Origin of the sequence: Paraburkholderia sp. BR10937, from assembly GCF_040965695.1 — a bacterium.
Lineage (GTDB): Bacteria > Pseudomonadota > Gammaproteobacteria > Burkholderiales > Burkholderiaceae > Paraburkholderia.
In genome coordinates this window covers 1-25,224 of record NZ_JBFRCL010000073.1, presented here as the reverse complement: position 1 = coordinate 25,224, position 25,224 = coordinate 1, and the positions used below count along the sequence as shown (strand labels likewise).

General features: G+C 65.2%; 21 protein-coding genes. 2 read left to right on the top strand and 19 right to left on the bottom strand.

The annotated features are described in order from the left end of the window. Positions 1-345: 345 nt before the first annotated feature. Positions 346-2,697 (top strand): Tex family protein, encoded by a 2,352-nt coding sequence (locus tag AB4Y44_RS37275; RefSeq protein ID WP_368702297.1) that lies wholly within the window; start codon positions 346-348, stop codon positions 2,695-2,697. A 99-nt stretch (positions 2,698-2,796) separates the two neighbouring features. Here the strand turns inward: AB4Y44_RS37275 and AB4Y44_RS37270 are convergent, their stop codons facing one another. The 17 genes from AB4Y44_RS37270 to ndk all read right to left on the bottom strand — a co-directional run bounded on the left by AB4Y44_RS37270 (position 2,797) and on the right by ndk (position 22,301). Next, positions 2,797-4,683 (bottom strand): potassium transporter Kup, encoded by a 1,887-nt coding sequence (locus tag AB4Y44_RS37270; protein WP_342925038.1) that lies wholly within the window; start codon positions 4,681-4,683, stop codon positions 2,797-2,799. 261 nt (positions 4,684-4,944) lie between these two features. Beyond that, positions 4,945-5,514 (bottom strand): phosphoribosyltransferase, encoded by a 570-nt coding sequence (locus AB4Y44_RS37265; protein ID WP_028204126.1) that lies wholly within the window; start codon positions 5,512-5,514, stop codon positions 4,945-4,947. 23 nt (positions 5,515-5,537) lie between these two features. Further along, the gene (locus AB4Y44_RS37260; protein WP_368617664.1) at positions 5,538-6,884 is read right to left on the bottom strand and encodes an adenylosuccinate synthase; all 1,347 of its coding nucleotides are present in this window, start codon (positions 6,882-6,884) and stop codon (positions 5,538-5,540) included. Between the two features lie 167 nt (positions 6,885-7,051). After that, positions 7,052-8,203, bottom strand: coding sequence for an ATP phosphoribosyltransferase regulatory subunit (locus tag AB4Y44_RS37255; RefSeq protein WP_342925036.1), 1,152 nt, complete (start codon positions 8,201-8,203; stop codon positions 7,052-7,054). 121 nt (positions 8,204-8,324) lie between these two features. Continuing rightward, positions 8,325-8,516: a DUF2065 domain-containing protein gene (locus tag AB4Y44_RS37250; RefSeq protein ID WP_028210024.1), complete on the bottom strand. Its 192-nt coding sequence runs from the start codon at positions 8,514-8,516 to the stop codon at positions 8,325-8,327. A gap of 47 nt (positions 8,517-8,563) precedes the next feature. Continuing rightward, positions 8,564-9,478, bottom strand: coding sequence for a protease modulator HflC (locus AB4Y44_RS37245; protein ID WP_342925035.1), 915 nt, complete (start codon positions 9,476-9,478; stop codon positions 8,564-8,566). Between the two features lie 13 nt (positions 9,479-9,491). Next, positions 9,492-10,967 carry an FtsH protease activity modulator HflK gene (gene hflK, locus AB4Y44_RS37240; RefSeq protein ID WP_368702296.1) on the bottom strand — a complete coding sequence of 492 codons (1,476 nt, stop codon included), beginning with the start codon at positions 10,965-10,967 and terminating at the stop codon, positions 9,492-9,494. Between the two features lie 98 nt (positions 10,968-11,065). Beyond that, on the bottom strand, positions 11,066-12,250 hold the full coding sequence (hflX, locus tag AB4Y44_RS37235; RefSeq protein WP_342925033.1) for a GTPase HflX: 1,185 nt from the start codon (positions 12,248-12,250) through the stop codon (positions 11,066-11,068). Positions 12,251-12,309: 59 nt separating this feature from the next. Next, positions 12,310-12,546 (bottom strand): RNA chaperone Hfq, encoded by a 237-nt coding sequence (hfq, locus tag AB4Y44_RS37230; RefSeq protein WP_027793540.1) that lies wholly within the window; start codon positions 12,544-12,546, stop codon positions 12,310-12,312. Between the two features lie 162 nt (positions 12,547-12,708). Continuing rightward, entirely contained in the window at positions 12,709-14,046 is a 1,338-nt protein-coding gene (gene der / locus AB4Y44_RS37225; RefSeq protein WP_324160615.1) for a ribosome biogenesis GTPase Der, read from the bottom strand. Positions 14,047-14,374: 328 nt separating this feature from the next. Then, positions 14,375-15,520 carry an outer membrane protein assembly factor BamB gene (bamB, locus tag AB4Y44_RS37220; RefSeq protein ID WP_342925032.1) on the bottom strand — a complete coding sequence of 382 codons (1,146 nt, stop codon included), beginning with the start codon at positions 15,518-15,520 and terminating at the stop codon, positions 14,375-14,377. 87 nt (positions 15,521-15,607) lie between these two features. Then, positions 15,608-16,237: a tetratricopeptide repeat protein gene (locus AB4Y44_RS37215; RefSeq protein ID WP_342925031.1), complete on the bottom strand. Its 630-nt coding sequence runs from the start codon at positions 16,235-16,237 to the stop codon at positions 15,608-15,610. A gap of 91 nt (positions 16,238-16,328) precedes the next feature. Then, positions 16,329-17,666 carry a histidine--tRNA ligase gene (hisS, locus tag AB4Y44_RS37210; protein ID WP_342925030.1) on the bottom strand — a complete coding sequence of 446 codons (1,338 nt, stop codon included), beginning with the start codon at positions 17,664-17,666 and terminating at the stop codon, positions 16,329-16,331. Between the two features lie 85 nt (positions 17,667-17,751). Continuing rightward, positions 17,752-19,071 carry a flavodoxin-dependent (E)-4-hydroxy-3-methylbut-2-enyl-diphosphate synthase gene (gene ispG, locus AB4Y44_RS37205; RefSeq protein WP_368702295.1) on the bottom strand — a complete coding sequence of 440 codons (1,320 nt, stop codon included), beginning with the start codon at positions 19,069-19,071 and terminating at the stop codon, positions 17,752-17,754. Positions 19,072-19,184: 113 nt separating this feature from the next. Next, complete coding sequence (locus AB4Y44_RS37200; protein ID WP_368702294.1) at positions 19,185-20,363, bottom strand: helix-turn-helix domain-containing protein; 1,179 nt, start codon at positions 20,361-20,363, stop codon at positions 19,185-19,187. A gap of 201 nt (positions 20,364-20,564) precedes the next feature. Next, positions 20,565-21,728, bottom strand: coding sequence for a 23S rRNA (adenine(2503)-C(2))-methyltransferase RlmN (gene rlmN / locus AB4Y44_RS37195; protein WP_342925028.1), 1,164 nt, complete (start codon positions 21,726-21,728; stop codon positions 20,565-20,567). 147 nt (positions 21,729-21,875) lie between these two features. Next, positions 21,876-22,301 (bottom strand): nucleoside-diphosphate kinase, encoded by a 426-nt coding sequence (ndk, locus tag AB4Y44_RS37190; RefSeq protein ID WP_133181406.1) that lies wholly within the window; start codon positions 22,299-22,301, stop codon positions 21,876-21,878. A 303-nt stretch (positions 22,302-22,604) separates the two neighbouring features. Here ndk and AB4Y44_RS37185 point away from each other — a divergent pair, with 303 nt between their 5' ends. Beyond that, positions 22,605-23,303, top strand: coding sequence for a Bax inhibitor-1/YccA family protein (locus AB4Y44_RS37185; protein ID WP_342925027.1), 699 nt, complete (start codon positions 22,605-22,607; stop codon positions 23,301-23,303). 123 nt (positions 23,304-23,426) lie between these two features. On the opposite strand, the gene AB4Y44_RS37180 is transcribed toward AB4Y44_RS37185, so the two are convergent. Continuing rightward, a complete protein-coding gene (locus AB4Y44_RS37180; RefSeq protein WP_368702293.1) occupies positions 23,427-24,203 on the bottom strand; it encodes an MBL fold metallo-hydrolase in 777 nt (258 codons plus the stop codon). 11 nt (positions 24,204-24,214) lie between these two features. Then, positions 24,215-25,224, bottom strand: a 1,010-nt coding sequence (gene bamC, locus AB4Y44_RS37175) for an outer membrane protein assembly factor BamC (protein ID WP_368702292.1), incomplete at its 5' end; no start/stop codon positions are given.

The following is a 25,224-nucleotide window of genomic DNA, read 5'->3' as shown; positions in this document are numbered from 1 at the left end:
CGGAACGCTCGCACCGAGGCTCAACGCGACGGCACAAATTGCCCCGAGAGCGGGGAACCGCCGCGAGACGCCGTGGGGCGTGCGAAACCGGGCAAGGGGCGAATCAGGGGAGAAGCGGGAGGTCGTCAACGTCTTCTGTGGGCAGCGGAACATGGGGGAAATTCTATCACCCCCCGGGTTGAGCGCTCGGCCATTTATGGCAAAATGCCCCGCTCCACCGGCCGGCGGGCGCACCCGGCAACGTGCCGTTTTGCACACTGGGCGCCCCGGGCGCTCGAGCCCGCACCGGCCGCCGGACCGCAAACCCGGACCGCAATCCGATCCTCGCAGGAATATCCAGACCCTATGACGGAAACCGTAGCACTCAAGATCGTCCAGCGTATCGCCACTGAACTGAGCGTGCAGCCGCGCCAGGTCGCAGCCGCCGTGCAGCTTCTCGACGAAGGCTCGACCGTTCCGTTCATCGCCCGTTACCGCAAGGAAGTCACGGGCAATCTCGACGATACGCAACTGCGTACGCTCGAAGAGCGCCTGCTTTATCTGCGCGAACTCGAAGACCGCCGCGCGGCGATCCTCGCGAGCATCGAGGAACAAGGCAAGCTCACCGACGAATTGCGCAGCGCCATCGAAGCGGCCGACAGCAAGCAGGTGCTCGAAGACCTCTATCTGCCCTACAAGCCCAAGCGCCGCACGCGCGCGCAGATTGCGCGCGAAGCCGGCCTGCAGCCGCTCGCCGACGCCCTGCTCGCGAACCCGCTGCTCGACCCGCAAACGGAAGCCGCACAGTACGTGGACGCCGAGAAAGGTGTCGCCGACATCAAGGCCGCGCTCGACGGCGCGCGCGACATCCTCTCCGAACAGTTCGGCGAAACGGCCGAGCTGCTGGGCAAGCTGCGCGACTGGCTGCACAACCAGGGCGTAGTGATGTCGAGCGTGGTCGAGGGCAAGGAAAACGAGGAAGGCGAGAAGTTCCGCGACTACTACGACTATTCCGAGACCATCAAGACCGTGCCGTCGCACCGTGCGCTGGCGCTGTTCCGCGGCCGCAACGCCGGCGTGCTGATGGTCAAGCTCGGCCTTGGCGGCGAGCTGGATGCGCAGGTGCCGCATCCCGGCGAAGCGATGATCGCGCGCCACTTCGGCATCGCGAACCAGAATCGCCCGGCCGACAAATGGCTCTCCGATGTCTGCCGCTGGTGCTGGCGCGTGAAGGTGCAGCCGCACATCGAAAACGAGCTGCTCACCAACCTGCGCGAGCAGGCGGAAAACGAAGCGATCCGCGTTTTCGCGCGCAACCTCAAGGATCTGCTGCTTGCCGCGCCGGCCGGTCCCAAGGCCGTGATCGGCCTCGATCCGGGCCTGCGCACGGGCGTGAAGGTGGCCGTGGTCGACCGCACGGGCAAGCTGCTCGCCACCGACACGATCTACCCGCACGAGCCGCGCCGCGACTGGGACGGCTCGCTCGCGAAGCTCGCGCGCATCGCCGCGCAGACGCAAGCGGAACTCATCAGCATCGGCAACGGCACGGCCTCGCGTGAAACCGACAAGCTCGCGAGCGAGCTGATCTCGAAGCATCCCGAACTGAAGCTGCAGAAGATCGTGGTTTCCGAAGCCGGGGCGTCGGTTTATTCGGCATCCGAACTGGCTGCGAAGGAATTCCCCGAGCTCGACGTGTCGCTGCGCGGCGCCGTTTCCATCGCGCGCCGTCTGCAGGACCCGCTCGCGGAACTCGTCAAAATCGAGCCGAAAGCGATTGGTGTGGGCCAGTACCAGCACGACGTGAACCAGCGCGAACTCGCACGCTCGCTCGATGCCGTGGTCGAGGACTGCGTGAACGCCGTGGGCGTCGATGCGAACACGGCCTCCGTCGCCCTGCTCGCACGCGTGTCGGGCCTGAACTCGACGCTCGCGCGCAATATCGTCGACTTCCGCGATGCGAACGGCCCGTTCCCCTCGCGCGAGCATCTGAAGAAGGTGCCGCGTCTGGGCGACAAGACCTTCGAGCAGGCCGCCGGCTTCCTGCGCATCAACGGCGGCGACAATCCGCTCGATCGCTCGTCGGTGCACCCGGAAGCGTACCCCGTCGTCGAACGCATGCTCGCGAAGATCAAGCGTACGATCGGCGACGTGCTCGGCAGCCGCGAAGCGCTTTCGGGCCTTGCGCCCACCGAGTTCGTGGATGAACGTTTCGGTCTGCCGACGGTGCGCGACATCCTGAGCGAGCTGGAAAAGCCGGGCCGCGATCCGCGCCCCGAGTTCAAGACAGCGACGTTCCGCGACGGCGTCGAGAAAGTGTCCGACCTCGTGCCGGGCATGCTGCTCGAAGGCGTCGTGACGAATGTGGCCGCGTTCGGCGCATTCATCGACGTGGGCGTGCATCAGGACGGGCTCGTGCACGTCTCGGCGATGTCGACGAAGTTCATCAAGGACCCGCACGAAGTCGTCAAGGCAGGCCAGGTCGTGAAGGTGAAGGTGCTCGACGTCGACGTGAAGCGTCAGCGTATCGCGCTCACGATGCGTCTGGACGACGACCCCGCGAGCGCCGGCGCGTCGCGCAGCGGCGGCGGCGCGGGCCAGCCGGGCAACCGCGACAATCGCGGCGGTGGCAATCGTGACAACCGCGGCGGTCAGCGTTCGCGCGATGCGGAACCGGCAGGCGCGATGGCGGCGGCGTTCGCGAAGCTCAAGCAACGCTGATGTCCGCATGACGCAGCGTGGGCCGCAATGGCACGCGTTGCGTGCGCAACAAAAAAGGCACCCCGCAGGGTGCCTTGTTTACTGGTCGAAACGACGCGATCAGATTTCGATTTTCGTCCCGAGTTCGACTACGCGGTTCGCAGGAATGCTAAAGAAGTCGGTGGGCTTCGCGGCGTTTTGATGCATCCACGCGAACACGCGTTCGCGGAAGATCGACATGCCCGGCAACTGCGTCGGTACGACCGTCTCGCGCGCGAGGAAGAACGACGTGTCCATCATCTCGAACGTCATGTTGTGGGTGCGCGAAATCTCGTCGAGCACCGCCTGCACGTCGGGCGTTTCGTTGAAGCCGTAGTCGGCCTTCACGAGATAGAGCCCGCCGCCGATATCCTTCACCGTCACGCGCTCCGCGTCTGCCACATACGGAATGTCGCGAATCACGAATGTGAGGAAGATCGTGCGTTCGTGCAGCACCTTGTTGTGCTTGAGGTTGTGCAGCAGGCTCACCGGCACGAGCGACTCGCTGCCCGTGAGATAGATCGCCGTGCCCGAAACGCGATGCGGCGGGTGCGCGAGCAGCCCCTGCAGGAAGGGCATGAGCGGAATACCGTCGGCGGCCGTGCGGTCCTTCACGATCATGCGGCCCTTGAACCAGGTCATCAGCAGGAAGAACAGCAGCGCGCCGATGCCGAGCGGCAGCCAGCCGCCCTCCTCGACCTTCAGCAGGTTCGCGCCGAAGAAGCCCAGATCGACGGCCAGCAGCACCGCGATGATGCAGGTGACGAGCGCCTTGTTCCACTTCCACACCTTCGTCATCACGACGGCGACGAGCACCGTGGTGATCACCATCGTCGCGGTCACGGCGATACCGTATGCGGCCGCCAGATTGTCCGAACTCTTGAAGGCGACCACGATGCACAGAATGATGAAGAGCAGCATCCAGTTCACGACCGGCACGTAGATCTGGCCGATGGCGAGGTCCGACGTGTGCAGCACCTTCATGCGCGGCACGTAGCCAAGCAGAATGGCCTGGCTCGTGAGCGAATACGCGCCCGAGATCACAGCCTGCGAAGCGATCACGGTCGCCACCGTGGAAAGCACGACGAGCGGCAGCAGCGCCCAATCCGGCGCGAGCAGGAAGAACGGATTTTCGATCGCGCGATGGTCCTGCATCAGCAGGGCGCCCTGCCCGAAGTAGTTGAGCACGAGCGAGGGCATCACGAGCGCGTACCAGGCAAAGCGAATCGGCTTCGCGCCGAAGTGGCCCATGTCGGCGTAGAGCGCCTCCGCGCCGGTCAGTACCAGCACGACCGAGCCGAGGACCACGTAGGCCTGCAGCATGTGCGCGCCCATGAAACTGATCGCGTAATACGGGCTGAGCGCCGCGATGACGCCGGGCGCCTGGACGATGCGCGAGACGCCGAGCACGCCGATGGTGATGAACCAGAGCACCATGATCGGCCCGAACAGGCGGCCCACCAGCGCGGTGCCGTGCCGCTGGATCCAGAACAGCAGGATCAGGATCACCATCGTGATCGGCAGCACCAGATGCGAGAGCTTGGGCGCGGCGATTTCGAGGCCTTCCACCGCCGACATGACCGAGATGGCCGGCGTGATGACGGCATCGCCGTAGAACATGCACGCGCCGAAGATTCCCAATGCGGTGAGCAGCGCAGCCGACCTGCTCTTGCGGTTGAACGAGCGCATGGCGAGCGCCATGAGCGCGAGCACGCCACCCTCGCCGTTGTTGTCGGCGCGCATCACAAGAAGGACATACTTGACGCTCACGACGATCACGATCGCCCAGAACAGCAGCGAAATGACGCCGAGAATGGACGTGTCGTTGAGCGGAATGCCGTGCGATGGGCTGAAGGCCTCTTTCAGCGAATACAGCGGGCTTGTGCCGATGTCGCCGAACACCACGCCGATGGCCGCTACGGCGAGAGTAGGTAGCGGCTGCTTGGCCACGTGTGTGCTAGTTGTCATATACGCGGTAATCCGTTGCGAGGCGGAAAAAACGAGCGCTATTCTAAACCGGGCTGCGGCGGAAACCGAGCGGTCGTCGCGGCACTGCGACATCCGCCGATCCCCGCGCAGTTTAGCACCGGCCCCAGATGCCGTCTGCCCGCCTGCGCCGCCGCCGGCGATTCAGTGGGCGACGCACAAAAAAAACGGAGCCATGAAGGCTCCGTCACTGGATCTGTCCGCCGCGGATATGGGAACCCTGGCGGCGGCACGAATCCTCCATTACTTCTGCGCGTCTTGCGCTCGCTGCAGACCACGCTTGATCCACGCACTGAGATTGTGCGGGCGTACTGTATCCCACTCCTCGAACGGCTGGTGGATCCACGGATTGGTCGGCAGATGCTGGACGAAATAGTCCGGCGTCACCTTCGAGCAGCCCTTGTACCAGAGCACCGCCGAGCGCACGCCGGTCACGGCCGGGTAGCGCTCCTTGAGATGCTCCTGCACGCGTGCGAGCGTGACGCCTGAGTCGACGAGATCGTCGACGAGCAGCACGTTGCCTTCCAGGTGACCGCGCGTCATCGTGATGTACTGCGCGATGTCGAGCTCGCCCTGCTCCGTGCCGGCGGCTTCGCGATACGAGCTGGTAGCGAGGATCGCCAGCGGCAGGTCATAGATGCGCGAGAGCTGGTCGCCCACGCGCAGACCGCCGCGTGCGAGGCACAGGATCTGGTCGAACTTCCAGCGCGACTCGTGCACCTTGAGCGCGAGCAGTTCGATCAGCCGGTGATACTCGTCCCAGCCGACCCACAGGTTCTTTTCGTCGTTGCGCGGGTCCATCATTTGAATCATTTTTGCTTCTGCCTTCTTACCACTTAGACCTTGAACGGATGACGCAGCAGGATCGTTTCGTCGCGATCCGGACCGGTCGAAACCATGTCGATCGGCACACCGGCGACTTCCTGCACGCGCGTGAGATACGCCTGCGCGCTCTTCGGCAGCGCGTCGAACTGCGTGATGCCGATGGTGCTTTCGTTCCAGCCTTCGAACGTTTCGTAGACCGGCTCGCATGCGGCCACTTGCGAGGCGCCGCGCGGGAGAATGTCCACGTCCTGGCCAGCCACCTTGTAGCCGACGCAGAGCTTCACTTCGTCGAGACCGTCGAGCACGTCGAGCTTCGTGATGCACAGCCCCGTCACGCCGTTGATCTGGATCGAGCGGCGCAGCGCGGCGGCGTCGAGCCAGCCGGTGCGGCGCGGACGGCCGGTGACCGAACCAAATTCCTTGCCGACCTTCGCGAGCGTGAGGCCCACTTCTTCCTGGCGATCGGCGTTGTCGGCGTCGTACAGTTCGCTCGGGAACGGGCCCGAACCGACGCGCGTGCAGTACGCCTTGGTGATGCCGAGCACGTAGTTGAGCTTTTGCGGACCCACGCCCGCGCCAGCCGATGCCGCGCCCGCGACGCAGTTGCTCGACGTGACGAACGGATAGGTGCCGTGGTCGATGTCGAGCAGCGTGCCTTGCGCACCTTCGAACAGGAGGTTGCCGCCTTCGTGGTTCACGTCATACAAACGACGCGACACGTCCGTGACCATCGGCTTCAGACGATCGGCGTACGAGAGCATCGTGTCGAGCGTTTGCTGATAATCAACAGCCGGCGCACCCAGGTACTGCGTCAGCACGAAGTTGTGGTAGTCGAGGTTCTCGCGCAGGCGCTCGGCGAAAGTTTCCGGCTCGAACAGGTCCTGCACGCGCAGGCCGCGGCGTGCCACCTTGTCTTCGTAGGCCGGACCGATGCCGCGACCCGTCGTACCGATCTTCGCGGCGCCGCGCCTGGCTTCGCGCGCCTGGTCGATGGCGATGTGGTACGGCAGGATCAGCGTGGTGGCTTCGGAGATGAACAGACGCTTCTGGACGTCGATGCCCGCATCTTCGAGCTCGCCGATTTCCTTGAACAGGGCCTCGGGCGAGAGCACCACGCCGTTGCCGATGTAGCAGGCGGTGCCGGCACGCATGATGCCCGACGGGATCAGTCGGAGAATGGTCTTCTTGCCGCCGATGATGAGCGTATGGCCGGCGTTGTGACCGCCCTGGAAACGCACCACGCCTTGCGCGTGGTCCGTCAGCCAGTCGACGATCTTGCCCTTGCCCTCATCGCCCCATTGGGTGCCCACGACGACGACATTGCGCCCCGGGGTTACATTCACTGCGCTGGCAGACATGGTGTTTCGTTAGCTGGTTAAAAACGTATTCTACCTGGGTTCAGCGGCAAGGCCGCCTTTTTTTCCCGAAATTCGCGGAATTTCCTTTTGCACTCAACGGCATGCGCGATGTTAAGCATGCTTTGGCGCGCTTGCGCGGCGGCGCGAATCGCCGCCCGGATGCGCTATCAGGCGTGCTTTTCGACGACCCAGACGCCGTCGCGCTCGACGAGCACGCGGTCGCAGGCGAACTCGTCCATGTCGTGCTCGTGGCCCGGCAGCGCCTGGATCACGACCTCGCCCGCATCGCGCAGTGCGGCGACCGCGCTGCGCAGCGCCTCGTCATGGCGCCACGGCGCGAGGATCGCGCTGCTGCGCGCTTCGACCGGCGAAATACGCGCCACTTCGCGCAAATCGAGCGAAAAGCCCGTTGCGGCCCGAGCGCGGCCATAGACCTCGCCCACCTTGTCGTAACGGCCGCCGCGGGCCACGGCGTTCGGCACGCCGTCGACGTAGGCCGAGAACATCACACCGCTGTGGTACGCGTAGCCGCCGAGATCGGCGAGGTCGATCATCAGCTCCGCACCCTTGATCTCGCGCACGAGGAACGCGAGGTCGTCGAGCGCACGAGCAATGCCCGGCAGCGCCGGCAGACGCGTGCGCGCCTCGTCGATCACGCTCGCGTCGCCGTAGAGCGACGGCAGCGCGCGCAAGGCCTCGCGCGTGGCGGCTTCGAGGTATTGCGTGAGTTCCGCGAGACGCGGCACGTCCTTGCCAGCGAGCGCTTCATACAAAGCATCGCCGAGCGCCGCCGCAGCGGGATCCGCTTCGAAGATCGCCGCGAGTACGCCGGCGTGCGAAAGGTCGAGACGCACCTTCGCGAGGCCCGCGAGGCGCAGCGCATCGAGCATCAGCTGCTGGATTTCGAGGTCCGCTTCGAGGCCCGCGTGACCATAGATTTCCGCGCCGGTCTGGATCTGTTCGCGCGTGGCGTGCAGACCGCGCGGCAGCGTGTGCAGCACGTTGCCCGCGTAGCACAGGCGCGTCACACCCTGGCGGTTCAGAAGGTGCGCGTCGATACGCGCGACCTGCGGCGTCATGTCGGCGCGCAGGCCGAGCGTGCGGCCCGAGAGCTGATCGACGAGCTTGAACGTGCGCAGGTTCAGGTCGCGCCCGCTGCCCACGAGCAGCGACTCGAGATACTCGAGCAACGGCGGCATGACCATTTCGTAGCCATAGGCGCGAAAACGGTCCAGCAGGCGGCGGCGCAGCTCTTCGATCTTGCGCGCTTCGGACGGCAGCACGTCCGCAATATTCTCGGGGAGTAACCAGGTCGACATCGGTTGAGTCCTACCACAATGAGGGCCGCGCGCGGCCAAACGCCACGCGGCCCGATATTTCGGAATCCGTCAAAAACGCCAATCGCACACCGCCTCTGAGGGCGACTGCGGCACGAGGCCGTCAGGTCGCCAGCATCAGCAGGACGAGGCCGAGCCCCATCACGATGAGCCCGCCGATCCTGATGTGATGCGGCGGCCGTTCCGCGATTTTACGGAATGTGTCGCGCCACGCCGTCGGAAAGACGAACGGGAACATGCCCTCGATAATCAGCATCAGCGCGATCGCGAGCAAGAGGGAGCCAGCTATGTCCATGCGAAGAAATACGCCGCGCAGTGCGCGGCGCGTGTGTCTCGTTTTGTCTAGTGTTTGCGCGGGGTGGCGGAAGCGGGAGCGTTGTCTGCGCTAGTCGCGCCGCCGTTCGGACCACGCATGAAGCGGAAGAAGTCGCTCGACGAATCGACCACGATGACATCGCCGGGCCGGAAGCTCTCGCGGTACGCGAGCATGCTCTGATAGAACCGGTAGAAGTCCGGGTCGCGCCCGAACGCCTCGGCGGCAATCGCGGCGGCCCGGCCGTCACCTTCGCCCTTGATCGCTTGCGCCTGCGCGTAGGCATCGGCCAGCACGCCCTGCTGCTTGCGCTGCGCGTCGTCCTTGATCTGCTGCGCTTCGGCCGCGCCCTTCTCGCGAATCTCGGCAGCGGCCTGCTCGCGCGCGGCGCTCATGCGCTTGAAGACTGTCTGCGCCAGCTCCGGCGGGTAATCGACGCGCGTGAACTCGATGGCGATCACGTCGATGCCGAGCGGCGCCGCGGTTTGCCTCAGCGCGTCGCGCGCGCCGTTGGCGATCGCTTCCTGCTGCGCGAGCGCCTCGCTGAGCGTGACCTTCGAAATCGCGGCGCCGAGTGCGTCGCGCGACAGCGAAGCGAGACGATCGGATAGCGTCTGCGCATCGCCCTTGGTGGCCGCGAACAGCTTGAGCGGATCGGCGATGCGGTAACGCACGACCGGGTTCACGAGCAGCTCGGTCTTGTCCGAGGTCGTGTAGCGGTCGGCGTCGGGCGCATCGAACGCCTGAATGCGCGTGTCGATGAACGTGACGGTCTGGAACGGCGGCGGCAGCTTCACATGCAGCCCGGGACCGGCCAGCGTGGCGTTGGCCCCGCCCGACGAAGAAATGATGGCGACGTGGCGCGGATCGACCATGAAGACGGCCGACGACGCAACCAGCACGACAACCACGACGGCAACGACGAGCGCAATGATCTTGTTCATATCGGCGCGCCCCTTATTGCACGTCGCTTTCGCGGCCGCGCGAGCGGAACGCATCGCGCGAACGGAAGGCGTCGCTCGCGGCGGCTGCCGCGTCGCTGGCCGTGGTTGCGGGAGCCGCGCCTTGCTGCTGCGAGCCTTGCTGCTGGGCCCCTGGCTGTACGCCCTGCTGCGCGCCTGGCTGTGGCTCGCTGCCGGCTGCCGGCGCGGAAGCCGCATTGGCGTCCGAAGCCGCGCCTGCCGGCGCAGCGCCGGCGCCCGAGGCCGCAGCCGCGCCCGTCGCGCCCGCCGCGACGGCGGCACGCTGACGCGTCGTATCGACGAGTTTGTCGAGCGGCAGATAAATCACGTTGTTGCCCGACTTGCTGTCGACGAACACCTTCGTCGCATTCGAATAGATGTGTTGCATCGTCTCGAGATACATGCGCTCGCGAATCACAGCCGGCGCCTTCGCATATTGTTCGTAGACCTGCATGAAGCGCTGCGCGTCGCCCTGCGCCTGCGAGACCACGCGTTCGCTGTACGCCTTGGCTTCGTCGACGAGACGCGCCGCCTCGGTCTGCGCGCGCGGCAGCAGCTGGTCGGCATAGGCCTGCGCGTCGCGCTTCGCGCGGTCGCGGTCCTGGCGCGCCTTGGCTTCGTCGTCGAGCGCGGCCTGCACCTGATCGGGCGCCGAGACGCTCTGGATCGCGACGCCGGTCACGCCGAGGCCCGTCTTGTACTCGTCGAGCGAGTGCTGGATCGTATCGGCAAGCTGGGCGCGAATCGGCTCGCGGTCCGCGTACAGCATGTCGTTCGTGCTGCGCGCGCCCACCACGGTGCGCACCGCCGCCTGGGCGGCCTGCGTCACGGTGAGGTCGGGATCGACGCTGCGGAACAGATAGTCGGTTGGCTGCTTGACCTGGTACTGCACGGTCAAGCGCACGTTGAGAATGTCGCCGTCATGCGTGATGACCGCGGCGTCCTTCACGTTTGCCGGACGCACGAGGTTGCTGCGGCCAATCTCGACGGTGCGGATCTGACCGATGTTGACGATTTCGTGAGTCTGGAACGGATACGGCATGCGCCAGTGCACGCCCTGGCCAACCGTGTGCCGATACTGGCCGAACTGCAGCACGACGCCGGCCTGGCCTTCCTGCACGACGAACACGCCGCTGCCCACGTAGATCGCGATCAGCACGCCGAGCACGATGCCCACGCCGATGCGCGCGCCATGGCCATTGTCCGGGCGCGGTCCGAAGCCGCCCGGACCCTTGCCCTTGCGGCCGAAGAAAGCGGACATGCGGCGGTTGAAGTCGCGCCACATTTCGTCGAGGTCCGGCGGACCGTCGCCCTTGTCGCCGTTGCCACCCTTGTTGCCGTTATTGCCCGGCGGGCGGCGCCCGTCGTCAGAACGCTGGCCATTGTCGTCGCCCCGACCCCAACGCGGGTCGTTCAACGAGAAAATGGCGCGCGCGCGCTGCCAGCCAGTCCGCTTGTTGTAATCGTTCACCTGTGTTCGTTCACCAGAGTAGACAGCGGGTCAATTGCGTGCGGATTCCGTCGGAGCCGCTGGGCCGGGCTTGCGTGCAAGACAATGCCGGGCGCGCCTCAGCGCTCGTGTTCGGGTTCCCAGCGAGGTTCTTCCTGCACCGCGCTCCAGTCTGCGGCCAGGGACTGCGGCGCATCGGCAAGCGGCTCGGCAGTCGCGATTTCGGCGATGACGGAGCGCAGCGCATCCAGTCCGACACCTGTGCGGGCGCTCAAAAAGACGCGCGAAATATTACCATATTCATCACGCTCGACCGTTCCGCCGCGGGCCGCCAGTTCCGGCACGGCGTCGATCTTGTTGAAGACCAGCACCTGACGGATCGTGTCCGCCCCGATATCGTGCAGCACGCCGTTCACCTGATCGATCTGATCGAGGCGCACGGCGCTCGACGCGTCCACCACGTGCAGCAGCAGGTCGGCCTGCACCGTTTCCTGCAGCGTCGCGCGAAACGCGGCGACGAGCTGGTGAGGCAGTTCGCGGATGAACCCGACCGTATCGGACAGCACGATCTGCCCCACTTCGTCGCCGAGCCAGACGCGCCGCGAGGTCGTGTCGAGCGTCGCGAACAACTGGTCGGCGGCGTAGGCCTGCGCCTTCGTGAGCGCATTGAAGAGCGTAGACTTGCCCGCGTTCGTATACCCCACGAGCGACACCGACATCGTGCGGTTGCGCTCGCGCTGACGCCGCTGTGTGCCGTGCTGGCGACGCAGCTTCGCAAGCTTGCCCTGCAGCATCTTGATGCGCTCGCCGATGAGCCGGCGGTCGGTTTCGAGCTGCGTTTCACCCGGGCCGCGCAGGCCGATACCGCCCTTCTGGCGCTCGAGGTGAGTCCAGGCGCGCACGAGGCGCGTGGCGAGGTATTGCAGCTGCGCGAGCTCGACCTGCAGCTTGCCTTCGTGGCTGCGGGCGCGCTGGGCGAAGATGTCGAGGATGAGGCTCGTGCGGTCGACCACGCGGCGATTGAGCGCGCGCTCCAGATTACGTTGCTGGGCGGGCGACAGCGCGTGATTGAAGATGACGATTTCGATGTCGTTCGCCTCACAGGCGAGACGCAGTTCCTCGGCCTTGCCGCTGCCGATGAACATGGCGGCGTCAGGGCTGGAGCGTCGCCCGGTGAGCGTGACAGCGGGAGTGGCGCCCGCGCTTTTGGCGAGCAGGCTGAGTTCTTCGAGACTGGCTTCGAACTCGGTCTTGCCGAAGTCGATGCCGACGAGTGCGGCGTTGATCAAATTAGAGGATGTCAAAATGAAAGCGGCCGGACCAGAGCAGCCTGCGAGGCGCCCCGGGCCGGCCGCGTCATGGGTCAGGACGCTTCCGTGTCCGGGTGGAAGTTCACCGGACGGGCCGGAACCACCGTGGAGATGGCGTGCTTGTAAACCATTTGCGTAACCGTATTACGGAGCAACACGACGTACTGGTCGAACGATTCGATGTTCCCTTGAAGCTTGATGCCGTTGACCAGATAGATCGAAACAGGCACGTGCTCCTTGCGCAGCGCGTTCAGAAACGGGTCTTGTAACAATTGCCCTTTGTTGCTCATAGCAAACTCCGTATTTTTTTGCAGGTTTAACTTATATTGGGGTGAAGAAAAAGAAATCCACCGCCAATCGCTACACTATAGCCGATTCTCGTTCCCCCGCGCGGTTCCTGGCGGTTCGGCCAGGAGGCCTTTGCGGGGTAGCGAACGCTATTCAGCAACAGCCTAGTTTTTCTCAGTATAGGGATTCGTCGAGGAGCGAAACTCTATGCGCAATGGAGTGCCGGTGAGCGAGAAAGTTTCCCGGAAACGGTTCTCCAGATAGCGCTTGTAGGTTTCCGTCACGGCGTCGAGCGCGTTGCCGTGAATGACGATGATCGGCGGGTTCTGTCCCCCCTGGTGCGCGTAGCGCAGCTTCGGACGCACGGGGCCGCGGCGACGCGGCTGCTGGAACTCAACGGCTTCGATGAGCGCGCGCGTGAGCTTCGGCGTGGGCAGTTTCGCCATGGCGGCCGCGTAGGCGTCGTCGACCGAGCGCATCAGCGGGCCGATGCCGAACTTTTCAGTCGCCGAGATGAAGCGCATTTCCGCGAAGTCGAGGAACTTCAGCTTGCGCTGCAGGTGGTGCTTGGTGCGCTCGCGCGCGTGATCGTCCATGCCGTCCCACTTGTTCACGCCCACCACGAGCGCGCGGCCCTGCTCCACCACGAAGCCCGCGATATGCGCGTCCTGGTCCGAGATTTCCTGCTGCGCATCGAGCAGCAGAATCACGACGTTGGCGTCGGCGATCGACTGCAGCGTCTTCACCACCGAGAACTTCTCGATCGCTTCGAACACCTTGCCGCGGCGGCGCAGACCCGCCGTGTCGATCAGCGTGTACTTCTTGCCGTTGCGCTCGAAATCCACGTAGATCGAATCGCGCGTCGTGCCCGGCATGTCGAATGCGATCACGCGGTCTTCGCCGATCAGCGTGTTGACGAGCGTCGACTTGCCCACGTTCGGGCGGCCGACGATCGCAATCTTGACGCCGTGCTTCGCGGCGTCCTCTTCGCTTTCCTCGGGCTGGTCGGCGTACGCCTTTTCGAGCGCCTCGTTGATCATTTCCGTCACGCCGTCGCCGTGCGCCGCGGAAATCGCGCGCGGGTCGCCGAGACCGAGTTCGTAGAAGTCGGCGGCCACGGCGCTGTACTTCATGCCTTCGGCCTTGTTGACGACGAGGAAGATCGGCCGGCCGGTCTTGCGCAGGTAGTCGGCGATGTGCTTGTCCTGCGGCGCGAGACCATTGCGGCCGTCGCAGATGAACACGACGATATCGGCTTCTTCCACGGCCTGGCGCGTCTGGCGCGCCATCTCGTGCAGGATGCCGTCCTTGGCGACCGGCTCGAAGCCGCCGGTGTCGACCACGAGATACGGGCGATCGCCCGTGCGCCCTTCACCGTAGTGACGGTCGCGCGTGAGGCCGGGCAGGTCGGCCACCAGCGCATCGCGCGAACGCGTGAGCCGGTTGAACAGCGTGGATTTCCCCACATTGGGGCGCCCGACGAGGGCGATTACGGGTTTCATCTGATCTTTTCTACAGTAAGGCGCAGCGCCGGCGAGTCCGGCGCGCTGCGCGGCAAACCCCGCGCCTGCGGGGCTGCATCAGTTGCAAATTATCACGAAATTCACGGGCCGGGCCGTGGACCCGAGCCGAAAACGCGGCGCGACCGGGGCTGGACGCCGCGCGACCGCCGGGTGGCGGTAACGGTGAACGGCGGGGTCGTGCACGCCGCCGTCCGAAAATGCGCATGGCCGGCTTCAGCCGGCCAGCGGGCAAGGCATCGGAACCTGCGGGCTCCGGCGCCTCATGCATCTGTAACCATCTGAGCGCCGCTCGTGAGGCGCCCGATGTTTAATGCGGACGCAGACCGTACAGGTCGCCGTCCTTCGTCTGCACGACGAGCGTGTTGCCAGCGAGCACCGGCGCGGCCGTGATCGGGCTGCCGTCGGTCTTCACGCGCGAGACGAAGCTGCCGTCGTCGAGCGAGAGGAAATGCACGTAGCCCTGAAAATCGCCCAGCACGACCGCGTGGCCCAGCACGGCGGGCACGCTCACGTCGCGGCTCTTGAGCTTCTCGTTCGTCCAGGTCGGCTCGCCCGTCGACACGCTGAAGGCCTTCACGACCGACCAGTCGTCGCCGCCCACCACCGTGGTTTCATCCTGCGCAATGCCGCTCGTGCTCGAGAACGCCTTTTGCCACATCGGACGACCGGAATTGGCGTCGAAACAGCCAAGCTGGCCCTGGAACGTGACCGCGCAGGTCGTGGCACCGACCAGCGTGGGCGGACCGCTCACATCGTTGATGCGCTCCACCTCCGTCACGCCCTTCGGGTACGAGACCGGCGTTTCCCAGAAGGCGTCGCCGCTTTGCAGGTTGATCGCCGCGAACGAGCCGCCCGGGAACCCGGCCAGCACGGCCTGGTCGCCCGCGAACGTCATGCCGGCCGAAACGCGCAGGTTCAGCGGCACGGCGCGGTTGCGGTAGATCCACTTCTGCTCGCCCGTCTGGCCGTTGAAGGCGACGATCTGGCCGTCGATCGTGCGCACGATCACGAGGCCGTTGCCGACGAGCGGCGGCGAGATGATCTCGCCCGGCGCCTTGGCCTGCCACGAGAGCTTGCCATTCGAGTCGAGCACGTAGACGTCGCCCTTCAGGCCGCCGACTGCCGTGAGATTGCCGTCGCTGCCCACGCCCGCCGAGAGGTCGTCCTTGAGCTTGGTGCGCCAGACGTCCTTGCCCGATGCGGCGTCGATCTTCGCGACCGAGCCGTTCTCGCCCGCCGCGTACACAGCGTCGCCCACAGCGACCGGCGCGAACAGATAGCGACCCGCCTTGCCGACACTCGATTTCCACACCTGCTGGACGTCCAGCGCCGGCTTGAATTCGGTCAGCGGCACCGGCACGCGGCGCACGTCTTTCGTCGATGAGCAGGCTGCGAGAGCCAGGACGGTCATCGCGAGAGCGACGGGCACAACGGTTCGTTTCAGCAGATTCATCGGTGAACGACGCATGAATGAAGTTGGTTTGAATGGTTTCGCAACGCGGCGCGCACGTCCGGTACGCTTCGCAATTTAGCCAGCGATTCAGCCGCCGAGCGCATCCAGCTTGAACTGGATCAGCTGACGCTCGGAAGCGTCGCTCTTCGGCAGGCTGTCGAGGGCCAGCTTATAGGCCGCGCGCGCGTCGTCACGCTTGCCGGCCGCGGCCAGCAGATCGCCGCGACCGTCGGCCACGATGCCCTTGAACGGACCCGAATCGGGTTGCGGAATCAGCGCGAGGCCCTGATCGTAGGCCTTTTCGTCGAGCAGGAGCGAAGCGAGACGCAGCTTTGCGATCTGGCGGAATTCGTCGTCCTTCGCGTGGTCGGCGGCCCATTGCAGCTGCGCCTTCGCGCCGGCCGTGTCGCCCGCCATATAGAGTGCCTTGGCCACGCCGAGCGCCGTCATTTGCGCGTACGCCGTGCCGCCGAAGCGATCTTCCATGTCGGACGCCACGCGCGTGAGCATGGCCTTGTCGCTGCTGTTCGCGGCCTGCTGCACCTGGTCGTACAGCACGGCGGCTTCGGCCGCCTGGCGGCGCTGCCAGAAGTTCCAGCCGTTCCACGCTGCGAGCGCGAGCAGAACGATCAGCACGACCCACGTAGTGGCGTTACCCCACTGCCCCCACCATGCCTTGAAGCTCTCGATCGATTCCTGTTCGTCGTGGTAACTCATCGCGTAGCGATTCCTCGTTTATTCTGAAGCCTGTTTTCGAATGCGCAGCGACCCGGGCAGCCCCACCGGGGCGGCCCATTGGGCGGCCCTGTTAGTCGTCGCCGTCTTCGGCGGATGCAACCATCGCATTGATCAGATATTCGGTCAAGTCCTCAAGCGCTACCGTTTGTTGCTCGCTGCGGGCCTCCGCCGCCGTGCCGCGCAGCGCCTTCACACCGGCCTCGCCTCTCGCCACTTCGTCCTCGCCAAGCACCACGGCAAAGGCCGCGCCGCTCGCATCCGCGCGCTTCATCTGCGACTTGAAGCTCGCGCTCTGACCGTCGGCGCTGCAATGCAAGATCACGTCGAGACCCGTATCGCGCAGACGCTCCGCCACGATGAACGCCTGCTCGCGCGCGGCTTCGCCCTGGTGGACAACGTAGACGTCGCAACCATCGTCTTCCGGCACGAGGTCTTCTTCCTTGAGCAGTTCGAGAATGCGCTCGATGCCCATGGCCCAGCCGCACGCGGCCGTCGGCTTGCCGCCCAGCTGCTCGATCAGCGGATCGTAACGGCCGCCCGCCGCGACGGTGCCCTGCGCGCCGAGCTTGTCGGTCACCCACTCGAACACGGTCAGATTGTAGTAATCGAGACCGCGCACGAGACGCGGGTTGATCTTGAACGGTATGTTGTTCGACTTGAGAATGCGCTGCAGCCCTTCGAAGTGCGCACGCGATTCTTCGCCGAGGAAGTCGATCAGCTTCGGCGCCTTGTCGGCGATCTCCTGCAGCGCGGGATTCTTCGTGTCGAGCACGCGCAGCGGGTTCGTGTAGAGGCGGCGCTTGCCGTCTTCGTCGAGCAGATCGACGTGCTGCTCGAGATACTTGATGAGCTCGACGCGATGCGCCGCACGCTCTTCGGCCACGCCGAGCGAGTTGATCTCGAGCTTGATGCCGGTGAGGCCGAGGTCGTCCCATAGGCGCTGGCACATCAGGATGATTTCAGCGTCCGCGTCGGGGCCCGCGAAACCGAGCGCCTCGACGCCCACCTGATGGAACTGACGATAGCGGCCGCGCTGCGGACGCTCGTGACGGAACATCGGGCCGATGTACCACAGGCGCTTCGGACCGTCGTAGAGCATGTTGTGCTCGATCGACGCGCGCACGGCTGCCGCCGTGCCTTCCGGGCGCAGCGTGAGGTTCTCGCCGTTGAGCGCGTCGGTGAAGCTGTACATCTCCTTCTCGACGATGTCGGTCACTTCGCCGATGCCGCGCGTGAACAGCTGCGTATGCTCGACGATCGGCGTGCGGATATTTTGATAGCCGTACGAACGAAGCATCGACTTCACCGTGGTTTCGAAGAATTCCCACAGCCCTGCCTCCTGCGGCAGGATGTCGTTCATGCCCTTCACGCCCGAGAGCTTCTCGGGCTTGCGTTTTTGTTCAGTCATTGCGTTGCGAATTGGCTTTATGCGGTTGTGCGTATCGAGCGACAAGCGATCTACATGCGAACTACGAGCGGATCGACCGGCTTGCTCAGTTCGTCGCTTCGGCCTTGCCGTACTTGCGCGCGACGTAGTCGCTCACGATCTGCTGGAATTCTTCGGCGATGTGTTCGCCGCGCAGCGTCTTCACCTTCTCGCCGTCGATGAAGACTGGCGCCGCGGGGTTTTCGCCCGAGCCCGGCAGGCTGATGCCGATGTTCGCGTGCTTCGACTCGCCCGGGCCGTTCACGATGCAGCCCATCACGGCGACGTTCATCGTCTCGACGCCCGGATACTCGTCGCGCCACAGCGGCATCTGCACGCGCAGATAGCCCTGGATCTGCGAAGCCAGCTCCTGGAACAGCGTGCTGGTCGTGCGGCCGCAGCCGGGGCACGCGATGACCATCGGAGTGAACGAGCGCAGGCCCATGGTCTGCAGGATTTCCTGGCCGACCACGACCTCGCCCGTGCGCGCACCGCCCGGTTCCGGCGTGAGCGAGATGCGGATCGTGTCGCCGATGCCCTGCTGGAGCAGCACGGAAAGCGCCGCCGTCGAAGCGACGATGCCCTTCGAGCCCATGCCCGCTTCCGTCAGGCCCAGGTGCAGCGCGAAATCGCAACGCTTCGCGAGTTCCTGGTAGACCGCGATCAGGTCCTGCACGCCGCTCACCTTGCACGACAGGATGATCTTGTCGCGACCGAGGCCGAGTTCGACCGCGCGTTCCGCCGAGCCGATGGCCGACTGAATGAGCGCTTCGTACATCACGCTTTGCGCTTCCCACGGCTCCTTGCGGGCGCCGTTCTCGTCCATCATGCGCGCGAGCAGGTCCTGGTCGAGGCTGCCCCAGTTCACGCCGATACGCACCGGTTTGTCGTACTTGATGGCCGCTTCGATCATCTGCGCGTACTGCGTGTCGCGCTTCGCGCCCTGGCCCACGTTGCCCGGGTTGATGCGGTACTTCGACAGCGACTCTGCGCAGGCGGGATAGTCGCGCAGCAGCAGGTGGCCGTTGTAGTGGAAGTCGCCGACGAGCGGCACCATCACGCCCATGCGGTCGAGCTGCTCGCGGATATGCGGTACGGCTGCCGCCGCTTCCGGCGTGTTGACCGTGATACGTACGAGCTCCGAACCCGCCTGCGCGAGTTCCTTGATCTGGATCGCGGTGCCGATGGGATCCGCGGTGTCGGTGTTGGTCATCGACTGCACGCGCACCGGCGCGTCGCCGCCGATCGTCACCAGTTGGCCGCCCCAGCGCACATGCACGGCATGCGACTTGCGGCGCGGCGCGTGGCCGCCGAGAACCGGCTCGTTCGAGCAGATCTGACTGTTGCTGGTCGAGGATTGCGTTTCGCTTTGCATCGAAAAACCCATTTACGCCTCACGCGCACTCTCGCCGGGCTAGCCGGCGGCGGCACTGCGTGAATTGAAAAAGCGTCGCGGCCGGCAATCAGACTTGCCAGGCCGCGACGCATGCCATGTCTTGATCAGGGCAGCACGAAGCGCGCGACATTGCCACGCGCCGACGCGTACTTCGACGTGTCGACCGGCTGGCCGTCGATGGTCATCGACTCGATGCCGGCCTTGTTGCCCACGGTCACCTTGAGCGGCTCGGTGCCGGTGATCTCACGCGCGTCGCTGCCGTGGATCAGCCCCGAGAACACCTCCTTGCCATCCTTCTGGCGCACGCTAACCCAGGTGTCCTGCGTCACGCGGATCGCGAACGTCGAGGTGTCAGCGCCGTTGTCGGCAGCCGCGGTCTGCGCTGCCGCTGCGGCCGGCGCGCTCGCCGCCTGGGCGCGCGCAGCGCTGGCCGCGTTGGCAACGGCCGCAGCCGGCGTGGCGCTTGCAGCGGCGGGCTTCGCCGCCTGGGGCGCCGGCTGCGTTGCTTGAGGCGCCGGTTGCACAGCTTGCGGCACCGTTTGCGGTGCACTCGCAGCGCCTTGATCGGGCGCCGCGTTCGCGTTGTCGCCCGCGTCGTTTGCGTCACCGGCCTGCGGCGCCGCGGACTGATCCGTGCCCTGCGTGGCCGAGGCATCTGCGCTGCCGGTTGCAACGCCCTGCGTCACTGTGGGCGACGATGCGCCCGTCTGCACGCTCGCGCCGTTCGCCATCGCCTTCAGGCGCGCAAACCAGGCCGACGATTCGCCACTGTTCGTGTGCCACATGGAAATCGCGAGCACCGCGATCACGATGATCGCCACCCCCCACAGCCACGACGCGCGGCGGCGCGGAGCCCGCGCGCCACTGCCGCCGAGCGAAAGCGAAACGCGGCCGCGCGGCAGATCGGAGCCCGCCGAAGCCGGCATCGACAGATCCGGCTGCGCCATGCCGCGCTCGCGGCGCAGCGCCTGCGTAAACGGCGCGGAATCGGTACCGAGCAGCTTCGCGTAGGCACGCACCACGCCGAGCGCGAACGTCGTGTCCGGCAGATGGCTGATATCGCCCGCTTCGAGTTCGCGCAGCTTCGACACCGACACCTTCAGGCGCGCCGAGACATCTTCGATCGCCCAACCCTTGGCCTCGCGCAGCTGCGCAAGACGCGCGCCGGCCGCGGCCAGCGTGTCGGGCACTGCCTGCACCGGCGAAGGTGTGGCGCCCGGCGCCGAACGACCTGCGTTGCTGTCAGTTCCGTCTGTCCCGAAAGGGTGCTGCGGCTCGCTCATCCCAAAGTCCTTGCGTCGATTCTTTTCAATACTGGAACCGGTTGGGCGCGTCCCGCCACGCCTCTACCGGATTCGCAGACCGTTTATAACAAAATGCGCGGCCAGTGTGCCGCTTCCGATCGCTTCTGCAACGTTTCTTTTACTACCGCCCACGGCCGCGCGTTTCCCCCGCACGCCGCCGTCGGCCCTCCTGATGCCGGTTCAGTGCTGAACCGGCCGTACTTCGATGACCTTGCCCGCGGCCCGGCCCGTGCGCTCAGCAAGGCGCGTGCGGTCCTTGACCTCGCCGGCGAGCTGCCCGCAGGCCGCGTCGATGTCGTCGCCGCGCGTCTTGCGCACGGTCGTGACGACGCCCGCATCCATCAGGATCTGCGCGAAGCGCTTGATCTGGTCCGATTTCGAGCGCAGCAAGCCCGACTCGGGGAACGGATTGAACGGGATCAGATTGAACTTGCACGGCACGTCACGCGTCACGGCGAGCAACTGGCGTGCGTGCTCTTCCGTGTCGTTGACGCCGTCGAGCATGCAGTACTCGAACGTGATGAAGTCGCGCGGCGCGACCTCCAGATAACGCTGGCAGGCCGCCATCAACTCGCGCAGCGGGTACTTGCGGTTGAGCGGCACGAGTTCGTCACGCAGCGCGTCGTTCGGTGCATGCAAGGAAACGGCGAGCGCCACGGGCAGTTCGGCCCCGAGACGATCCATCATCGGCACGACGCCCGACGTGGACAGCGTGACGCGCCGGCGCGACAGGCCGTAGGCGTTGTCGTCGAGCATCAGGCGCATGGCGGGCACGACCGCGTCGTAGTTCAGAAGCGGCTCGCCCATCCCCATCATCACGACGTTCGTGATGACGCGCTCGCCCTTGCCGTCACCGCCGGTCGCACGGCCTCCAGCCTCGCCCAGAAGGGAGGCGCGCAGGGCGAACTCCGCCATGCGCAGCTGGCCGATGATCTCGGCGGTGGTGAGATTGCGTGAAAAACCTTGCTTGCCGGTGGAGCAAAACCGGCAATTGACCGCGCATCCCGCCTGCGAGGACACGCACAGCGTGCCGCGGTTGTCTTCGGGGATGAACACGGTTTCGACCGCGTTGCCGTTGCCGACGTCCACGAGCCACTTGCGCGTGCCGTCGGAAGAAACGTTGTCGCTGATGATGCCGGGCATGCCGATCGTGGCGCGCCCTTTGAGCTTCTCGCGCAACGATTTGGCGAGATCCGTCATGCCGTCGAAGTCGGCGGCGTTGTACTGATGGATCCAGCGCTGAAGCTGTTTGGCGCGAAACGGCTTCTCGCCCAGGCTCTCGCAATAGGCGACGAGCCCTTGGGCGTCGAGATCGAGAAGGTTGACGGTGGAACTGCTCGTCATGTCGAATCCTGCCATTTCAGTGCGAGAGCGCGCTCACCGCCCGCGCTGCCCGGCTGCCTGCGCACCTGCGCGGCATCGGGAACTGGACGGTGAGCGTCATCGCCGTTCGCGACCCTATGCTACTACTGCAGTCAGCTCGCGCCGTGCTTAGCGCGAGTAGACGTTGACTTGCGGGAAGAAGAACGCGACTTCCACGGCTGCCGTTTCAGCGGCGTCCGAGCCGTGCACGGCGTTCGCGTCGATGCTGTCGGCGAAGTCGGCGCGGATCGTGCCCTTCTCAGCCTTCTTCGGATCGGTTGCGCCCATCAGATCGCGGTGCTTCAGGATAGCGTTCTCGCCTTCCAGAACCTGGATCACGACCGGACCCGAGATCATGAAATCGACGAGGTCCTTGAAGAACGGGCGCGCTGCGTGAACAGCATAGAACTTCTCAGCGTCGGCGCGCGAGAGGTGAACCATGCGGGAGGCAATGATCTTCAGGCCAGCGTTTTCGAAACGGCTGTAGATCTGGCCGATCACGTTCTTCGCCACTGCGTCCGGCTTGATAATCGACAGGGTGCGTTCGATCGCCATAAAAACTCCAGAAAATTAAGAGGTTACAGATTCAAATGAATCCGCAATTGTAGCATGTTCCCATGTATGATTGCGATTGAACCCTCATAGCCCGGCAAACCGGGGCAAATGAGCGCAAGCCGGGCACACACACTGCGCTGCCGTACCATTCAGAGAGGCTTAAGTTTGGCGGCATACGCTGTGCAAACATAACGGAAACTGTGTGGCAACCCGTTGAAACTCTGGGTCAGCGCACTTATCTTATGGGGGAGCGGACCGCGCACCTGCGCGCCCTCACCCACGCGTCTCACGCAAGGAGAAAGCATGAACGAGTATCCCTATAACTTCGGCCGCGGCGGCAGCGTCACCTCGGCGGAGACCCGCAACCGCGTACTGCGCAACACCTACTGGCTGCTCGCGCTGTCGATGGTGCCGACGGTGCTCGGCGCGTGGGTGGGCGTCGCGACCGGCTTCTCGCTTTTTGCCGCTACCAGCCCGGCCATGAGCCTGCTCGCGTTCTTCGCGATCGCCTTCGGTTTCATGTTCGCCATCGAGCGCACCAAGAACAGTTCGATCGGCGTGTTCGTGCTGCTCGGCTTCACGTTCTTCATGGGCCTGATGCTCTCGCGCCTGCTGTCGTTCGTCCTCGGCTTTTCGAACGGCCCGCAGCTCATCATGCTCGCGTTCGGCGGCACCGGCATCATTTTCACCGCCATGGCCACCATCGCCACGGTCAGCAAGCGCGACTTCTCGGGCCTCGGCAAGTGGCTCTTCATGGGCGTGATCGTGATCCTGCTGGCCGGCGTCGCGAACATGTTCCTGCAGCTGCCCGCGCTGATGCTCACGGTTTCGGTGCTCGCCATCGCGATCTTCTCGGCCTACATGCTGTTCGACGTGCAGCGCGTCGTGAACGGCGGCGAGACGAACTACATCTCCGCCACGCTCGCGATCTATCTGGACCTGTATAACGTGTTCACGAACCTGCTGGCCATCCTCGGCATTTTCGGCGGCAACCGTAACTAAAGTCTAATCAAAGCTTGGCGGGGCCGGATCGACGGATTCCCGCCTCTGCAAGCAAAAAGCCCATGACTGTCGTCATGGGCTTTTTTTTCGTCTATTCGTTTGGCTGCGTCGCGGGCGCGGGACTCAGAGCGCAATCCAGTCGAAACCCTCGGCTTGCGAAGCGACCCCGATTTGCGTCGCGGCATTTCCCAGAACCGCGGCCATCGCCGCGCGCGCAAGCTCCGGCGTGTTGTTCTGCTGGCTCAGATGCGCAGCGATCAAATGCCGCAGCTTCGCGCGATCGAGCCCCGCGAGAATACCGCCGGCCGCCTCGTTGTTCAGATGGCCATGCGACCCGCCGATACGCGCCTTGAGCGAAGCCGGATAGCGGCTCGCCGCGAGCATCTCGAGGTCGTGGTTGCATTCGAGCACCAGTGCGTCACAACCGCTCAGCACGTTGCTGATATGCGAGGTCGACTCGCCGACGTCGGTCAGCACGCCAAGCCGGCTCGCGCCGTCGCTGAACACGAACTGCAGCGGCTCGCGCGCGTCGTGCGGCACCGTGTAGGGCAATACGCCGAGTTCGCCGATCTCGACCGTCTCGTCGCCCCACAACACGTTGAGCTCGACGCCTGCGGCGTCGTCGGCCCCCACGGCCTGCGCCGTACCCCAGCTCATGTAGAGCGGAATCGACCAGCGGCGCGCCAGCGTGAGCGCGCTGCCGACGTGATCGCTGTGTTCGTGGGTGATGAGAATCGCGGTGAGCGCGTCGGCGGCCAACCCCGCACGGACGAGGCGCCGCTCGACTTCCTTCGCTGAGAATCCGCAGTCGAGCAGCACGCGCGTGGGCGTCGTGCCGCTGCCTGCTTCTACGACCAGTGCGTTGCCCTCGCTGCCGCTGCCAAGGCTCGCAAATCGCATATCAGCGCACGTCAGTTCAGCTGCGCGTGGAGCGCGGAGACGATACGCTGGGCGTCCGACGAGGTGTCGATGCGGCCGGTCTGGTCCACCACAGCGACCTGGGTCGAATTGCCGGACGACCGTACGGCCACGCGGTATTCCGGACCCTGATCCTTCGCGGCCTTCTTCGGATTGTAGAAGAGCTTGCCGAGCAGGCCGTCGCCCTTGAGTTCCTGCATCGAATCGGCGTAGCGCACGTAGTAGAGGCCCTTCTCGCGGTCGCGGTTGTCGACCGTGAAGTTCGTGCGGTCGAGCGCGAGGCCCACGCGCAGCCACGCGGTGTCGAACGCTTCGGGCAGGTCGAGCGTCGTACCGTCAGCACCAGCGGCGACCTTGACGCCAGCCGTCGACGGGCGCGCGTCGGTCAGCAACTGCTTGGACTGCGCGTCGGTCAGGCCGAACTTCTGCATGATCTTGGCGAGAAATGCGGCTTCGAGCGCCGGGTCGCGTGGACGCTCGACCCACTTCGACCCCGTCTTGTCCTGCCCCGTCAACACTTCTTCCATGGCGTTATGCGTGACGGAAATATCGGTTTGACCGTCCGGGCCACGCGACACCAGCACGCGGAAGCGGTCGCGCGTGCCCGACGAGTACGCGAAGTCGATCACGCGGCCGATCGTACGGCGGAACCAGTCGTCCGGAATGTTGGCGCGGTTCTCGGCCCAGTCGGTCGTCATGATGCCCGTGGACGGCGAATCGGTCGTCAGCGTGAAGCCATTTTCCGTCCAGAATTCCTGCAGCTGCGGCCAGACGTCGTCAGGCGAGCGGCCGTCCACCACGAGCCAGCGGCGGTCGCCGTCGCGCTCCACGTGCATACCGAACGGGTCCTGCGCATCCGGCACGCCGAGCGTGGCGTTGCCGGCCGGCATGACAGTGCGCTGAGCGGAGCCGCCAAGCGTAATCGTGGGCGGCGGCGCGACGTACTTCTGGTCGTTCGGCGCCGACGACAGATCCTGCGGCACATTCAGCGGCGGCGCGGTCG

What these genes read in the sequence shown, in the direction of transcription:
- AB4Y44_RS37200 (WP_368702294.1), bottom strand. Translation starts at nt 20,363, where the DNA reads ATGAGCGAGCCGCAGCACCCTTTCGGGACAGACGGAACTGACAGCAAC.
- rlmN (WP_342925028.1), bottom strand. Translation starts at nt 21,728, where the DNA reads ATGACGAGCAGTTCCACCGTCAACCTTCTCGATCTCGACGCCCAAGGG.
- AB4Y44_RS37260 (WP_368617664.1), bottom strand. Translation starts at nt 6,884, where the DNA reads ATGTCTGCCAGCGCAGTGAATGTAACCCCGGGGCGCAATGTCGTCGTC.
- AB4Y44_RS37185 (WP_342925027.1), top strand. Translation starts at nt 22,605, where the DNA reads ATGAACGAGTATCCCTATAACTTCGGCCGCGGCGGCAGCGTCACCTCG.
- hfq (WP_027793540.1), bottom strand. Translation starts at nt 12,546, where the DNA reads ATGAGCAACAAAGGGCAATTGTTACAAGACCCGTTTCTGAACGCGCTG.
- ndk (WP_133181406.1), bottom strand. Translation starts at nt 22,301, where the DNA reads ATGGCGATCGAACGCACCCTGTCGATTATCAAGCCGGACGCAGTGGCG.
- bamB (WP_342925032.1), bottom strand. Translation starts at nt 15,520, where the DNA reads ATGAATCTGCTGAAACGAACCGTTGTGCCCGTCGCTCTCGCGATGACC.
- AB4Y44_RS37245 (WP_342925035.1), bottom strand. Translation starts at nt 9,478, where the DNA reads ATGAACAAGATCATTGCGCTCGTCGTTGCCGTCGTGGTTGTCGTGCTG.
- AB4Y44_RS37275 (WP_368702297.1), top strand. Translation starts at nt 346, where the DNA reads ATGACGGAAACCGTAGCACTCAAGATCGTCCAGCGTATCGCCACTGAA.
- AB4Y44_RS37270 (WP_342925038.1), bottom strand. Translation starts at nt 4,683, where the DNA reads ATGACAACTAGCACACACGTGGCCAAGCAGCCGCTACCTACTCTCGCC.
- ispG (WP_368702295.1), bottom strand. Translation starts at nt 19,071, where the DNA reads ATGGGTTTTTCGATGCAAAGCGAAACGCAATCCTCGACCAGCAACAGT.
- der (WP_324160615.1), bottom strand. Translation starts at nt 14,046, where the DNA reads ATGAAACCCGTAATCGCCCTCGTCGGGCGCCCCAATGTGGGGAAATCC.
- AB4Y44_RS37180 (WP_368702293.1), bottom strand. Translation starts at nt 24,203, where the DNA reads ATGCGATTTGCGAGCCTTGGCAGCGGCAGCGAGGGCAACGCACTGGTC.
- AB4Y44_RS37255 (WP_342925036.1), bottom strand. Translation starts at nt 8,203, where the DNA reads ATGTCGACCTGGTTACTCCCCGAGAATATTGCGGACGTGCTGCCGTCC.
- AB4Y44_RS37215 (WP_342925031.1), bottom strand. Translation starts at nt 16,237, where the DNA reads ATGAGTTACCACGACGAACAGGAATCGATCGAGAGCTTCAAGGCATGG.
- AB4Y44_RS37265 (WP_028204126.1), bottom strand. Translation starts at nt 5,514, where the DNA reads ATGATTCAAATGATGGACCCGCGCAACGACGAAAAGAACCTGTGGGTC.
- AB4Y44_RS37250 (WP_028210024.1), bottom strand. Translation starts at nt 8,516, where the DNA reads ATGGACATAGCTGGCTCCCTCTTGCTCGCGATCGCGCTGATGCTGATT.
- hisS (WP_342925030.1), bottom strand. Translation starts at nt 17,666, where the DNA reads ATGACTGAACAAAAACGCAAGCCCGAGAAGCTCTCGGGCGTGAAGGGC.